The following is a 13,733-nucleotide window of genomic DNA, read 5'->3' on the forward strand; positions in this document are numbered from 1 at the left end:
ACTTCAATCCATCCACGAAAATCGATGGTTCGATGAACAATCGGAATAGGAGCCACGCTCGGTCCCCATCCCTCCGAATTTTGCACTGCAGCACAATAGAAATATCCTATTAGCACATGCAAAATGGGCCATTGAAAGAAAACAAAAATTCGATCACAAGCCTGTGTAATCCGGTTTTTTGATCATGTTTCTTCTATTGACCGCGCGCAGGGATCGCTTCGTTCATGGGCAAGACTGTTTTCATCGGCAAACGTTCCCGCGCCGCAGGCGGCTGGGGGGCGCTGAAAAGCTGCGGCAAGCGCCTTCTGGAAAGCGGCTCGCCGCTTTCGGGCGCGCGCACCCTGCTGAAGGCCAACCAGCCGGATGGATTCGACTGCCCCGGCTGCGCCTGGGGTGATCCGGAGCACGGCTCCTCGTTCGAATTCTGCGAGAACGGCGTGAAAGCCGTCGCCTGGGAGGCGACCGACAAGCGCACGCTACCGGACTTCTTTGCCACGCACACCGTCTCCGAGCTGAAGACGTGGAGCGACTATGCGCTGGAGCAGCAGGGCCGCCTCACCCATCCGATGCGCTACGACCGCGTCACGGACAGCTATGTCCGTGTCGGCTGGGATGCCGCCTTTGCCGAGATCGGCGCGATCCTCAACAGTTTCGACACGCCGGACCGGGCCGAGTTCTACACCTCCGGCCGCGCCTCCAACGAAGCAGCATTCCTCTATCAGCTCTTCGTCCGGCTCTACGGCACCAACAATTTTCCCGATTGCTCCAACATGTGCCATGAGGCAAGCGGCATCGCCATGAAGCAGGCGGTCGGCGTCGGCAAGGGCACGGTGCTGCTCGAAGATTTCGAGAAGGCCGACGCCATCTTCGTCATCGGCCAGAATCCCGGCACCAACCATCCGCGCATGCTCGGCGATCTTCGCCGCGCCGCTCGACGCGGTGCAAAAATCGTCGTCTTCAATCCGCTGCGCGAGCGCGGCCTCGAGCGTTTCGCCGACCCGCAGGACAAGCTGGAAATGCTGCGTGGCGGCTCGAGCGAAATCGCCAGCGACTATTTCCAGCCGCGCCTCGGCGGCGACATGGCCGCGGTGCGCGGCATGGCCAAGGCGGTCTTCGCCGCAGACGACGCAGCACGGGCTGCAGGCCGGCCCTCCGTTCTCGACCTCGATTTCATCAGCCGGCACACCGCGGATTTCGATGCCTATCGTGCCGCCGTCGAGGCGACCGGATGGGCCGAGATCGAGGACCAGTCCGGCCTGACGCGCGATGAAATCGAGCGGGCGGCGGCGGTTTATCTCGGCGCCGAACGGGTGATCTGCACCTGGGCGATGGGCGTCACCCAGCACCGGCATTCGGTGATCACCATCCGCGAGATCGCCAGCTTCATGATGCTGCGCGGCAATATCGGCAAGCCGGGCGCCGGCCTCTGCCCCGTGCGCGGCCATTCCAACGTCCAGGGCGACCGTACCGTCGGCATCAACGAGAAGCCCCCGGCCGCCTTCCTCGATGCATTGGAACAGGAATTCGATTTCAAGGCACCCCGACATGAGGGCCACAATGTGCTTGCAGCCATCGGCGCCATGCTGGACGGCGCGGCACGGGCCTTCATCGGCCTCGGCGGCAATTTCGCGCGTGCAACGCCGGACAGCCCGCTCATCGAAAAGGCGCTGGCCAGGCAGAAGCTGACGGTCAACATCGCCACCAAGCTCAACCACTCGCACCTGATGCCGGGCGAGGTGAGTTTCATCCTGCCCTGCCTCGGCCGCACGGAAATCGACCGCAACTCGAAGGGCATCAGCCAGATCGTCACGGTCGAGGATTCGATGAGCATGGTGCACGGCTCCGGCGGCATCAACAGGCCGGCCTCGCCGGAACTGCGCTCCGAGGTGGCGATCATCGCCGGGATCGCAGCCGCGACCGTCGGCTCGGCAAAGGTCGATTGGGCAGCGCTCGCCGATGACTACGACCTGATCCGCGATCACATCGCCAATGTCATTCCCGGCTTTGAAAACTACAACCAGCGCGTCCGCAAGCCGCGCGGCTTCCATCTGCGCAATGCCGCCGCCAATCGCGAATGGGAAACACCGGAGGGTCGCGCCACATTCTGGAGCGGCCCGCTCCCTGATGCCGTCGAACATCAGATCGCCCGCGGCAGGGATGGCGTTTTCGTGATGCAGACCTTCCGCTCGCACGATCAGTACAACACAACGATCTACGGCATGGACGACCGCTATCGCGGCGTCTACGGCGAGCGCAACGTCGTCTTCATCAATCCCGCCGACCTTGCCGATCTGGGCGGCGAGGCCGGTGACCGCGTCGACGTGATCGGGCGCCATGAAGACGGTCTTTCCCGTGTCGCCAGCGATTTCCGCTTCGTGCCCTATGATATCCCGCGCGGCTGCGTCGCCGGTTATTACCCGGAGCTCAACGTGCTCGTGCCCTTGTCGAGCGCCGGGGATGAGAGCGATACGCCGACCTCAAAATCGGTGCTGGTATCCTTCCGCACCAAAGCCAGGCAGGCAGATGCGGCCTGATGCCAGATAGCCCGCCCGAAGCCGATTTCGTTGCCCTGGTCGAGGCGGTCAGAAGACGGGACGCCACGCTTTCGCGGCTGGGCGCGGGCATCATCGCGGCAATTTCCCAGGGGATCGCCGACGACAGCCGCACCTTTGCCAGGCTGTTCGGCATCGCCCACGCGCTCGTCCTGCGGGAGGTCAATCTGCTTTGCGGGCCGGAGGCGCCGATCGAAATCGTCGGTCGCGATGCCCGCACGCAGCGAACGCGCATCAAACTTACGGTAAAAGGCGACACGCTTATGGCCGGCGTGCTTGACCTTGGCGAGATCGTCGCTAAGTAAGAACCATCTCCGCAGTGCAGGGCATTCTAACACGCCTGCGGAGCTAAACCTGATACCGGGCCCCTCTGGCGAGAATCTACGGCGCTCTCGTGATGTCGGTATCACCCGCAAATAAGCCGGCGGACTATAAGCACATGACAATCCATCTCATGCGTTCTTCGCATGCCGATCATGGCATGCGGGATTTCTCCATCTATGCACCCGTTGCTCTGAGTTTTGACGGATCGGAGGTGCGGCCATGAAGCCCGCCTCGCAAACTTCGGCTCTCGGTTATTTCACCTGGGCCTTCATCACGACGGCAGCCGGTCTTGCGCTCGGCGCCTGGCTCGGCTGGACCACGACCGGTACGCTGGGCGGCATGGCCACCGTCTTCTTCGTCTGTACGGTGCTTGCCGTGCTGGAAATCTCGCTTTCCTTCGACAACGCCATCGTCAACGCCAACAAACTGAAGGAAATGACGCCGGTCTGGCAACACCGGTTCCTCACCTGGGGCATCGTGATCGCCGTCTTCGGCATGCGCATCGTCTTCCCGCTGCTGATCGTGGTGATCGCCGCCAATATCGGGCCGATCGATGCCCTGGTACTGGCCGCCTCGCGTCCCGAGGAATACGCCCGCATCATGCACGAGGCGCATCTGCCGATTGCCGCGTTCGGCGGAACCTTCCTGATGATGGTCGGCCTGAAGTTCTTCTTCGACCACGAGAAGGACATCCACTGGATCGCGTCACTCGAACGCGGCATGTCACGCTTCGCGACGATCAAGGGCGTCGAAATCGCCTTCGTGCTCGTGTTGATCCTGGTGTTCTCCTCCTTCCTGCACGGCGAGGAAGCCACCACCTTCGTCTATTGCTCCATCTACGGCCTCCTGACCTTCCTCGCGGTCGAGGTGGTTGGCGGGCTGCTTGACGCCTCGCAGCAGACGATGAGTGCTGCAGCAAGAGGCGGTCTCGGCGCTTTCATCTATCTTGAAGTGCTGGATGCCAGCTTCTCCTTCGACGGCGTGATCGGCGCCTTCGCGCTGACGCAGAACCTCTTCGTCATCGCCATCGGTCTTGGGATCGGCGCCATGTATGTGCGTTCGATGACGATCATGCTGGTCGAGAAGGGGACGCTCGCCGAATATCGTTACCTGGAGCACGGCGCCTTCTACGCGATCCTGATCCTGTCGGTGATCATGTATTGCCAGACGCTGGTGCATATTCCGGAGGTCATCACCGGTCTCGGCGGGGCGGCCCTGATCGGCATCTCGCTGTGGTCTTCGATCCGCCACAACAGGCGGGAGCGCTCTGAACACGTCAACGCCTGACACTATCGCGGCAACGAAAAGCCCGCCAATCCCAAGGATTGGCGGGCTTTTTCATTCGGATTCCAGCAGAACGGCCAGCGCGCAATATTTCAGCTTTGGTGTTAGCGGTTCTTCACGGAGTTGAAGTTCTTCGGATCGATACCGAGAGTGTAGAGGTCGCGGTCCAGCGGACGGCGGTGGCCTTCAACAGCCGCGGCTGCGGCCGTGGCCGCGCCAAAGATGGCGATGGCATTACCGAAGAAGCCTCGGGCAGGTTTACGAAGGGCGGACATCTCTTTTACTCACTTTCCAGTTGGTTGATCGTGTTTCGTTCGATGAGTGGAAGATGATCCTTTGGGCATCGCTTTACAATGCACAGGAATTCATCCCAGCCATGCAAATAGGAAAGGCCCGGTTAACATCAGCTAACCGGGCCTTTCCCTGTGACGGTCTTGGGAGGAACGTCAGTCTTCGCTTGCTGCCAGCTGGGCGAGCACTTCTCCACGACCCCGCGCCCGCAGGATCAAGGGGATGATCAGGGCGGCGGCCGCAATCACCAGCAGTACGGCGGCGATCGGCGAGGTGAACAGCACCGTGACATCGCCCTGGCTGATCGACAGTGCCCGGCGAAGCTGCTGTTCGGCCAGCGGGCCGAGGATCAGGCCGACGACGACAGGGGCGATCGGATAGCCGAAGATGCGCATGACATAGCCGAGGACACCGAAGGCGAGCAGCATGCCGAGTTCGAACACCGACGGGTTGGCGCCGATGGTGCCGAGCGTCGCAAACAGGAGAATGCCGGCATAGAGCCAGGGTTTCGGGATCGTCAGGAGCTTCACCCAGAGACCGACCAGCGGCAGGTTCAGCACAAGCAGCATGAAGTTGGCGATCAGCAGGCTGGCGATCAGGCCCCAGACGAGCTGCGGGTTGGTCGCGAACAACAGCGGACCGGGCTGCAGGCCGTACTGCTGGAAGCCGGCCAGCATGATCGCCGCCGTTGCGGTCGTCGGCAGGCCGAGCGTCAGGAGCGGCACCAGCGTGCCGGCAGCCGAGGCATTGTTGGCCGCTTCCGGACCGGCGACACCCTCGATGGCGCCGTTGCCGAATTCTTCCGGATGCTTGGTCAGCCGCTTTTCGGTGGCATAGGAGAGGAACGTGCCGATTTCAGCGCCGCCCGCCGGCATCGCGCCGATCGGGAAACCGATCGCCGTGCCGCGCAGCCACGGCTTCCACGAACGCGCCCAATCCTGCCTGTTCATCCAGACGGATCCCTTGACCGCTTCGACCTTGTCCGGGCCGAGGTCGCCTTGTGCCGCGATATAGAGCGATTCGCCGATGGCGAACATCGCGACCGCCAGTGTCGTCACCTCGATTCCGTCGAGCAGATCGGGAATGCCGAAGCTCATGCGCGTCTGGCCGGTCAGCTGGTCGATGCCGACGATGGCGAGCGCAAAGCCGATGAACAGCGACGTCAGCCCGCGCAGCGTCGAATCGCCGAAGGCCGAGGAAACCGTGACGAAGGCAAGCACCATCAGCGCGAAATATTCGCGCGGGCCGAAAACCAGCGCCAGCTTGACGACAAAAGGCGCGATCAAGGCAAGCGCCATGGTCGCGATCAGGCCGGCGACGAAGGAACCGATCGCGGCTGTCGCCAATGCCGGTCCGCCGCGCCCGGCCCGGGCCATCTTGTTGCCCTCGAGTGCGGTGACGATCGACGAGCTTTCACCCGGGGTGTTCAGAAGGATCGAAGTGGTCGAGCCGCCATACATGCCGCCATAATAGATGCCGGCGAACATGATCAGCGAGCCGCCCGGATCGAGCTTGTAGGTCACCGGCAGGAGCAGCGCCACGGTGAGCGCCGGGCCGATGCCGGGCAGAACCCCGACGGCGGTGCCGAGCGTCACGCCGATCAGCGCGTAGAGGAGATTCATGGGCTGGGCGGCGACAAGCAGGCCCTGCAGCAGGAAATCGAATGTGTTCATGTCAGGGCCTTACCAAAACAGGTGTTCGAGCGGACCGGCGGGCAGCGACAATTGCAACAGCCCCGCAAAGATCAGCCAGACGCCAAGACAGATGAGGATACCGAGCGGAATCGTCATCCACAGCTTGCGCTTGCCGAAGGCTGCCGCCGTTGCGGCAAAGAGCACACCCGTGGCGATCGAGAACCCCGCCGTTTTCAGAAGCAGCATCTGCAAGGCCAAGCCGCCGATGATCCAGACGACCGGAGCGACTTCCTGGCGATCGCGCGTCGGGAAATCGCCGCGCAGGGCTTCAAAAACGGTCCAGACCGCCAGTATCAGCAGGCAGCCGGCGATCACGAAGGGCGTGGTGGCCGGGCCGATACCGGAATAGCCGGTAGCGCTCGCCAGCCGTGACGCATCCCAGAAGATCAGGCCGCCGAGGGCCGCGAGGAAGACGGCGATGACAAGCGCCGCCCTGTCAGGGCGGCGTGTCTCCGTCGAAGGGGTGTGACCCTTGCTCATTTTACCAGACCAATGTCCTTGAGGACGGTTTCGGTTGCCGAAATGTCCTTGGCGAGCTGCTCCTTGAAGGCATCACCGGCCAGATAGGTATCCTGCCAGCCCTTGGTCTTCAGGGTTTCCTGCCAGCTGGCGGACTTGACGAGTTTCTCGATGTCGGTCGAAACGGCAGCCTTCTGCTCGTCGGTCAGGCCGGGAGCGGCGGCAACCATGCGCCAGTTCTGAACCACCACGTCGAGGCCGCTTTCCTTGATGGTCGGCGCATCGACGCCGGCAATGCGTTCGGCGCTCGAAACGGCGAGAAGGCGCAGCGTGCCGGACTTCACTTGGCTTTCGAATTCGCCGTAGCCGGAAATGCCGGCCGTTACCTGGCTACCGAGAATGGCGGCCAGCGCTTCACCACCGCCGGAGAAGGCGATGTAGTTGATCTTGGTCGGATCGACGCCGGCAGCCTTGGCGATCAGGCCGACAGCGATATGGTCGGTGCCGCCGGCCGAGCCGCCACCCCAGGAGACTGCGCCCGGATCCTTCTTCAGCGCCTCGACGAGATCGCCGAAGGTCTTCAGCGGCGAATCAGCCGGCACGACGATGGCTTCGTATTCGCCGGTCAGGCGGGCGATCGGGGTGACATCATTCAACGTCACCGGCGAGTTGTTGGTCAGGATTGCGCCGACCATGACGTAGCCGCCGACGATCAGGGCGTTCGGATTGCCCTTCGACTGGCTGGCGAACTGTGCAAGGCCGATGGTACCGCCGGCGCCGGGCACATTCTGCACCTGGACGTTGCCGGAGATGCCTTCCTGCTGCATCACGGTCTGGATCGAGCGCGCGGTCTGGTCCCAGCCGCCGCCGGGGTTCGCCGGGGCGATGATGGTGTAGTCAGCAGCAAAAGCCGGCAGGGCAAGAGCACCGGCGAGAATGGATGCCAGAAAAAACTGTTTCAAGATTAGTCCTCCGTCAGGCGCGCTCGTTATCTGGCGCGCAGTGTTCATCTTTGCGGACGGGGGTTGGCTCACTCTGAATCGGGCGCATTCGCTTCCTGAGCAGAACGACGCCGGGTCTGGTGAAACTCCTCCCATTCGCCTCGATCATCCGCCTCCACGGACGATGAAGAACTGCAAGGCACCACAAGAAGCTGTCATCTACCTGACATCGAACGGAACCCTGCCGGATTAATCTCCGCTAATTTTGCTGCTTCGTCTACTGGAGCCGCAAAACTTCGTTCCAGCGGGCGATCAGCCGCGCCCGCTTGACCTGATCGAGGTAAACCATCAGCCCGGGACTGACCGGAACCGGCCGCAACTGCCCGCCGAGCATTTCCCGCATCGTATTGGCCGTGTTGGCGCCGGCAACGTCCGGGCTGACGGCGGGGATCTGCAACTCGCGCGCCATGATCGTCTGGCCTTCCTTCGACATGAAGAATTCCAGATAGCGCCGGCCGAGGTCGGGCGAGGCGGCCGCCTGCGGCACCAGCCCGATGCGCGACATGACGACGGTATAATCGCGCGGCAGGACGATGCCGACATCCGGGTGACGCGAGGCCCAATCGGCGGCATAGGAGCCGAGAATATTGTAGCCGAGAACGAAGCGGCCGTCGGAGACCCGCTCGAGAATGGCCGAACTGGTGGAATAGAGCTTGACGCCGGCAGCACCCATCGTCTGGATCACCGACCAGATGTCGCCGAACTGCTCCTGGTCGCGCGCCATGAACAGGAAGCCCACGCCGGACCGCTCGATATCATAGGTGCCGATCTTTCCATAAACGGCGCTGCCATGACGCTTGAGATAATCGACGAACTCGGCCCGCGTCGAGGGCGGCTTCTCCTTTGTGAAACTCGGCTTGTGATAGACGAAGACCGCCGGCTCGAACGTCAGCGCGTAAGCCGTGTTGCGCCAATTGGCCCAGCCCGGCCAGCGGGCGCTCATCGGCAGGTCGCTGCGCTGGGCATAGCCGTCATTACTGAGCTTGACCTGCAGGTCCATCGCCGAGGAGAAGGCGAAGTCAGCGGTCTTTTCGCCTGTGTCGGTCTCCTTGACGATCCGGTCGTAGATCTCGCCGGTCAGCATATCCTCGTAGCGCACGGCCACATCCGGATTGGCCTTCTGGAAACCGACGATCATCGGCCGCGCCAGCGGCTCGTCGAGCGAGGAATAGACGATGACGGTCGGGGCGTCCGGATTGCCCGAGAGCGCCGGAAACACGACCGGCTCGGCGGCGGCAGGCAGGAAAAATCCGCAGAGAAAACTGAGACACAGAAGGAAACGCATAAAACGATATTGCCGCAGCCCCGGCCCGTTCACAAGCCGGATGGCGACCGCTAGAGTAGCTGAAGGGAGACAGCGGATTTGCGGATATTACTGGTCGAAGACAATACGGCGCTTGCGGAAGGGCTTGTCGCCATCCTGCGCGGCAGCGGCTATGCGGTCGATGTCGTCGGCGACGGCGCGTCGGCCGATGCCGTGGCCGCGACCGAAAATTTCGATCTCGTCATCCTCGACCTGACCCTGCCGGAAATGGACGGCCTCGACGTGCTGCGCTCGATGCGCGCGCGGCAGAACAAGGCGGCGGTGCTGATCCTCACGGCGCGAGGCACACAGGAGGAGAAGATCCGCGGCCTCGATCTCGGCGCCGATGACTACATGATCAAGCCCTTCGACGTCAGCGAGTTCGAGGCTCGCGTCCGCGTGCTGTTGCGCCGGCAGGCGGGGCTTCGCTCCTCACTCGTCAGCTACGGCAAGATCTCGTTCGACCTCAACTCCCGCACCTTTTCCGCCGGCGGCATCACCGTCGATATTCCGGCCCGTGAGCTTGGCCTGCTTGAAATCCTGTTCATGCGGGCCGGAAAGGTCGTCGCCAAGGAAGCGATCATTCAGTCGCTGACCGCCTTCGACGACGACCTGAGCGCCAATGCGATCGAGCAATATGTCAGCCGGCTGCGCAAGCGGCTCGCGCCGCACGGTCTGACGGTCCGCACGGCGCGCGGCATCGGCTACTATCTCGACAAGATGGCGGACGGCTGATGGCGAGGGCCGCCTATTCGCTGCGTCGCAGGCTGCTTGCCTGGTTGCTGATCTCGACGGTGGTCATCGGATGCCTCGCCCTGATCGATACCTATCGCGAGGCTGTGAAGACGGCGAACGTCGTCTCCGATCGCGTGCTTGCCGGCTCGGCGCTGGCGATTGCCGAGCGGGTCGTGGTCGCCGAAGACGGTTCGCTCGAAGTGGACATTCCCTATGTCGCGCTGGAAATGCTGACCTCGGCGGCACAGGATCGTGTGTTCTACCGCGTCGACGGGCCGCCCGGCCGGTTCATCACCGGCTACCAGAACCTGCCCTCGATCACCGACATGAAGGGGCAGTCCGCGGTCTATGCCGACGCGCAGTTCCGCGGCGAGCCGATCCGCGTCGCGGCGCTGGAACGCTCTGCCTCGACCGGCATCAACTCCGTGCCCTTCGTCGTCACCGTTGCCGAGACGACCATTGCGCGGCGGCAATTGACGCAGGCCATTCTGTTGCGCTCGGCATTGCGCCTGCTGATGATGATCCTTGGCGCGGCGGCAATCGTCTGGATCGCGGTGACCTTTTCGCTACGGCCGCTCTATCGTCTGGGAGACGCCATTGCCGAGCGCAATCCAGACGATCTGCACCCGATCGAGCAATCGGTGCCGAGCGAAGTCGAGGGGCTGGTCGAGACGGTCAATTCCTTCATGGTGCGGCTGCAATCGGCGCTCGATGCGCTCCGGCATTTCTCCGGCAATGCCAGCCACCAGTTGCGCACGCCGCTCGCAATCATCCGCACCCAGCTTGCCCTTTCCACCCGCGCTGCGACGCTTAAGGAGGCGCAGGCCGCAGCGCGCAAGAGCGACGAGGCCGTGGCGCATGCCGAACGCATCCTCGCGCAACTGCTGCTGATGGCGAAGATCGACGCCGCCGGCTCGACCGAGCCGCAGCCCGTGGAGAACATCGACCTGATGGCATTGGCGCAGGAGATCACCGGCGATCGCGTGCCCGGCGCTGGCGACGCAGGCGTCGATCTCGGTTTTGAAGGCGAGGGCAGGGTGCTGATCCGCGCCGAGCCTCTCCTGATCGGCGAACTTCTGCGCAACCTGATCGAAAACGCCATCGCCTATGCCGGCAAGGGCGCGGAAGTGACCGTTCGTGTCGGAACCGAAGACGACACCGTCCGCCTCGACGTCGAAGACAATGGCCCGGGTATCCCGCCGGAGAAGCGGCAGGTCGTGCGCCAGCGTTTCGCGCGCGGCGGACGCGGCGAAGCACCGGGAATGGGGTTGGGACTTCCGATCGTCGAAGAAATCGCCGGTCTGTTCGGCGGACATCTCACGCTGGGCGAAGGGCCGGATGGCAAGGGGCTGAAGGCCTCCGTGACATTTCCGGCCGCTGGCTCGTCCTAGCGTTGGCGACCCGTCATCAGCGAGGACGTTTCACGGGTCTGAACGAGAAGAATCGCGCTCCAGATCATCTGGACAAGACTGCGATCAGACGGGTTCGACAGCTTGCGCTGCGGGAACATGATAAGCTCCATAGGATTGTTGCGAGCGCCTGATAGCACGTTGACAGGTATTTCTCCAGAGCGCGGCAGGCAAATCTGCCGTGCGCGGCAAGCATGGCAGATAAATTTGAATTTATCTTTGCTTTATACATTACGCCAAAAGTAAAAATCAGAACTATCTTTCACAAATCATTGGTAATAACCTTTTGATTCAATGACTTGCTTGGGTAGGTGTCAACAGGGTGCCGCAGCTTTTCTGGCCCGGAACCGCCAGACCCGACCACTGCCGGCCTTGTCGTGTACGGCCATGGCCCTTGTCCCTTTGCCTTTGGTCCAAATGGCTTTTCGCGTTTTCCCGTGCGATGGTTGCGCGAAAACAGACGGGAGAAAACCATGGCGGATCATTTCAGGGCGCTTGTGATCGAGGAACGTGACGGCAAGCCGGTCAGCGGCTTCAAGGACCTGACCTTGTCGGACCTGCCGGATCATGATGTGCTGGTCGAGGTGCTGTTTTCGACGCTCAATTACAAGGATGGCCTCGCCATTTCCGGCAAGGGCCGCATCGCCCGCCGTCTGCCGATGGTTGCCGGCGTCGATCTCGCAGGCATCGTCGTCTCATCCCGCAGTCCGGACTGGAAGCCTGGCGACAAGGTGGTCGTCAACGGCTGGGGCATGTCCGAAACCGAATGGGGCGGCTATACCCGCTTTCAACGGCTGAAGCCGGAATGGCTGACCCGCCTGCCGGATGCCTTCAGTCTCGAGCAAAGCATGGCGATCGGCACTGCCGGCTATACCGCCGCCCTGGCCATTGACGCACTCGAACGCTGGGGAAAGATCAAGACGGGTGATCGCGAGGTTCTCGTGACCGGCGCCGCAGGCGGCGTCGGCTCCGTCGCCGTCACGCTGCTTGCCAGACGCGGTTACAGGGTGACGGCATCGACGGGACGCCCGGAAACCCACGACTATCTTGCGACGCTCGGTGCAACCGCCTTCGTCGACCGGGCCGAACTGGCCGCGAAAGGTGGCGCACTGCAGAAGGAGCGCTGGGCCGGCGCCATCGATTCCGTCGGTTCGACGACGCTCGCCAATGTGCTGGCGCAGACCGTCCAGAGCGGTGCGGTCGCGGCCTGCGGCCTCGCCGGTGGCGCCGACCTGCCTGCCACCGTGATGCCGCATATCCTGCGCGGCGTGGCATTGCTCGGCATCAATTCGGTGACGGCGCCGCATGCGGAACGCGACAAGGCCTGGGCGATCCTCGCAGAAAGCCTCGAGCGCACGCTTCTGGCGGCGCTGACGACGGTCGAGCCGCTATCGAACCTGCCGCAATTGGCAGAGGACATCGTCGCCGGAAAGATCCGCGGCCGCGTCGTTATCGATGTGACGCGCTAATCGATAGCGACCCGTTCACGGCTCGGACTTCCGCCGTTCTGCCGTTCCTTATCCGTCAAAAGCCCAAGGGTGGTGCATCGCCGCTCGTTGCGCACCGTCTCGCGCGCCTCTTGATGGAGAGTGTGAAGAAAGGCGCGCGATTTTCTACCAAAACGCTCTATTTTTCTCCGAACCCCGCCACATATTGGCAGTTTATGCCCCGACGAAGGTCGGTCGCCATGGGAGAAATTGTGAAGCAGTTTCAAGGGAGAAGTATCGTGGGTCTCAACACAAAACTTATCGCCGCCGCGTTTGCGGTGCTCGTTTCCGCCGCGGCGGCAAATGCTCAGGTCGTCGTCGCTTCCAAGATCGATACCGAAGGTGGCGTGCTCGGCAACATCATTCTGGCCGTCCTGAATGCCAACAACATCCAGACGACCGATCGGGTGCAGCTCGGGGCGACGCCCGTCGTGCGCAAGGCAATCATCGCGGGCGAGATCGACATCTATCCGGAATATACCGGTAACGCCGCCTTCTTCTTCGAAAAGGCCGACGACCCGCTCTGGAAGGATGCGGCCAAGGGTTACGAAGAGGCCAAGAAGCTCGATTACGACGCCAACAAGATCGTCTGGCTGACGCCGTCGCCGGCCAACAACACCTGGGCGGTCGCCGTTCGCAAGGATCTTGCCGATGCCAACGGCATCAAGACCTTCAGCGACTTCGGCAAGTATGTTTCCGGCGGCGGCAAGGTCGTGCTGGCGGCTTCCTCGGAATTCGTCAATTCGGCGGCGGCGCTTCCGGCGTTCCAGACCACCTATGGCTTCACGCTGAAGTCTGACCAGCTGATCACGCTATCGGGCGGCGACACGGCAGCGACGATCTCGGCGGCCGCCAACCAGACCAACGGGGCCAATGCGGCCATGGTCTACGGCACGGATGGCGGCATCGCGCCGTCCGGGCTGGTGGTTCTGGAGGACGACAAATCCGTCCAGCCGGTCTATCAGCCGACGCCGATCATCCGCGAGGCGGTGCTGAAGGAGCATCCCGAGATCGAAACGCTGCTGAAGCCGGTCTTCGAGAAGCTGGACCTGACGACGCTGCAGGATCTGAACGGCCGCGTCCAGGTGGGTGGCGAACCAGCCAAGGCGGTGGCGGAGGACTTTCTGAAGAAGAACGGCTTTCTGAAATAAGCCGCCTCGAATTCGAGGCCGGTTTCGTGAGCGGAACCGGCCT

The 13,733-nt window shown here is 62.7% G+C and carries 13 protein-coding genes; 7 read left to right on the plus strand and 6 right to left on the minus strand.

The window, feature by feature from the left end; translation table 11 throughout:
• Positions 1-224 precede the first annotated feature (224 nt).
• The 3 genes from A3AY_RS0125290 (at position 225) to A3AY_RS0125305 (ending at position 4,163) form a co-directional block, all read left to right on the plus strand.
• Complete coding sequence (locus A3AY_RS0125290) at positions 225-2,534, plus strand: FdhF/YdeP family oxidoreductase (protein WP_018328471.1); 2,310 nt, start codon at positions 225-227, stop codon at positions 2,532-2,534.
• Positions 2,534-2,857, plus strand: coding sequence for a hypothetical protein (locus tag A3AY_RS36110; RefSeq protein WP_018328472.1), 324 nt, complete (start codon positions 2,534-2,536; stop codon positions 2,855-2,857). Before A3AY_RS0125290 ends, A3AY_RS36110 begins: the two co-directional genes overlap by 1 nt.
• 238 nt (positions 2,858-3,095) lie before the next feature.
• Positions 3,096-4,163, plus strand: a complete 1,068-nt coding sequence (locus tag A3AY_RS0125305; RefSeq protein WP_018328474.1) for a DUF475 domain-containing protein — start codon at positions 3,096-3,098, stop codon at positions 4,161-4,163.
• Between the two features lie 101 nt (positions 4,164-4,264).
• Here A3AY_RS0125305 and A3AY_RS39865 read toward each other — a convergent pair whose 3' ends face one another.
• The 5 genes from A3AY_RS39865 to A3AY_RS0125330 form a co-directional block, all read right to left on the minus strand.
• A complete protein-coding gene (locus A3AY_RS39865; protein WP_018328475.1) occupies positions 4,265-4,435 on the minus strand; it encodes a hypothetical protein in 171 nt (56 codons plus the stop codon).
• A gap of 171 nt (positions 4,436-4,606) precedes the next feature.
• Positions 4,607-6,124 carry a tripartite tricarboxylate transporter permease gene (locus A3AY_RS0125315; RefSeq protein ID WP_018328476.1) on the minus strand — a complete coding sequence of 506 codons (1,518 nt, stop codon included), beginning with the start codon at positions 6,122-6,124 and terminating at the stop codon, positions 4,607-4,609.
• Positions 6,125-6,133: 9 nt separating this feature from the next.
• Positions 6,134-6,625, minus strand: coding sequence for a tripartite tricarboxylate transporter TctB family protein (locus A3AY_RS0125320; RefSeq protein WP_018328477.1), 492 nt, complete (start codon positions 6,623-6,625; stop codon positions 6,134-6,136).
• Complete coding sequence (locus A3AY_RS0125325; RefSeq protein ID WP_018328478.1) at positions 6,622-7,566, minus strand: Bug family tripartite tricarboxylate transporter substrate binding protein; 945 nt, start codon at positions 7,564-7,566, stop codon at positions 6,622-6,624. Before A3AY_RS0125325 ends, A3AY_RS0125320 begins: the two co-directional genes overlap by 4 nt.
• 256 nt (positions 7,567-7,822) lie before the next feature.
• A complete protein-coding gene (locus tag A3AY_RS0125330; RefSeq protein ID WP_018328479.1) occupies positions 7,823-8,890 on the minus strand; it encodes an ABC transporter substrate-binding protein in 1,068 nt (355 codons plus the stop codon).
• Between the two features lie 78 nt (positions 8,891-8,968).
• Between A3AY_RS0125330 and A3AY_RS0125335 the strand changes: the two genes are divergently transcribed.
• Positions 8,969-9,643, plus strand: coding sequence for a response regulator (locus A3AY_RS0125335; RefSeq protein WP_018328480.1), 675 nt, complete (start codon positions 8,969-8,971; stop codon positions 9,641-9,643).
• Positions 9,643-11,034, plus strand: coding sequence for a sensor histidine kinase (locus A3AY_RS0125340; RefSeq protein WP_018328481.1), 1,392 nt, complete (start codon positions 9,643-9,645; stop codon positions 11,032-11,034). The genes A3AY_RS0125335 and A3AY_RS0125340 overlap by 1 nt, the downstream gene beginning before the upstream one ends.
• Here A3AY_RS0125340 and A3AY_RS41105 read toward each other — a convergent pair.
• Positions 11,031-11,153: a hypothetical protein gene (locus tag A3AY_RS41105; RefSeq protein ID WP_268841571.1), complete on the minus strand. Its 123-nt coding sequence runs from the start codon at positions 11,151-11,153 to the stop codon at positions 11,031-11,033. The genes A3AY_RS0125340 and A3AY_RS41105 overlap by 4 nt on opposite strands.
• Before the next feature lie 372 nt (positions 11,154-11,525).
• Between A3AY_RS41105 and A3AY_RS0125350 the strand changes: the two genes are divergently transcribed.
• Both A3AY_RS0125350 and osmF read left to right on the plus strand, forming a co-directional pair.
• On the plus strand, positions 11,526-12,521 hold the full coding sequence (locus A3AY_RS0125350) for an MDR family oxidoreductase (protein WP_018328483.1): 996 nt from the start codon (positions 11,526-11,528) through the stop codon (positions 12,519-12,521).
• Between the two features lie 218 nt (positions 12,522-12,739).
• On the plus strand, positions 12,740-13,690 hold the full coding sequence (gene osmF / locus A3AY_RS0125355; protein ID WP_051108411.1) for a glycine betaine ABC transporter substrate-binding protein OsmF: 951 nt from the start codon (positions 12,740-12,742) through the stop codon (positions 13,688-13,690).
• Positions 13,691-13,733: the final 43 nt, after the last annotated feature.

It is taken from the genome of Rhizobium giardinii bv. giardinii H152 (genome assembly GCF_000379605.1).
GTDB classification, from domain to species: Bacteria; Pseudomonadota; Alphaproteobacteria; order Rhizobiales; family Rhizobiaceae; genus Pararhizobium; species Pararhizobium giardinii.

Coding starts and splice junctions, on each gene's coding strand:
- A3AY_RS0125315 (WP_018328476.1), bottom strand. CDS start 6,124: ATGAACACATTCGATTTCCTGCTGCAGGGCCTGCTTGTCGCCGCCCAG.
- A3AY_RS0125320 (WP_018328477.1), bottom strand. CDS start 6,625: ATGAGCAAGGGTCACACCCCTTCGACGGAGACACGCCGCCCTGACAGG.
- osmF (WP_051108411.1), top strand. CDS start 12,740: ATGGGAGAAATTGTGAAGCAGTTTCAAGGGAGAAGTATCGTGGGTCTC.
- A3AY_RS0125290 (WP_018328471.1), top strand. CDS start 225: ATGGGCAAGACTGTTTTCATCGGCAAACGTTCCCGCGCCGCAGGCGGC.
- A3AY_RS0125350 (WP_018328483.1), top strand. CDS start 11,526: ATGGCGGATCATTTCAGGGCGCTTGTGATCGAGGAACGTGACGGCAAG.
- A3AY_RS39865 (WP_018328475.1), bottom strand. CDS start 4,435: ATGTCCGCCCTTCGTAAACCTGCCCGAGGCTTCTTCGGTAATGCCATC.
- A3AY_RS41105 (WP_268841571.1), bottom strand. CDS start 11,153: ATGTTCCCGCAGCGCAAGCTGTCGAACCCGTCTGATCGCAGTCTTGTC.
- A3AY_RS0125340 (WP_018328481.1), top strand. CDS start 9,643: ATGGCGAGGGCCGCCTATTCGCTGCGTCGCAGGCTGCTTGCCTGGTTG.
- A3AY_RS0125330 (WP_018328479.1), bottom strand. CDS start 8,890: ATGCGTTTCCTTCTGTGTCTCAGTTTTCTCTGCGGATTTTTCCTGCCT.
- A3AY_RS36110 (WP_018328472.1), top strand. CDS start 2,534: ATGCCAGATAGCCCGCCCGAAGCCGATTTCGTTGCCCTGGTCGAGGCG.
- A3AY_RS0125305 (WP_018328474.1), top strand. CDS start 3,096: ATGAAGCCCGCCTCGCAAACTTCGGCTCTCGGTTATTTCACCTGGGCC.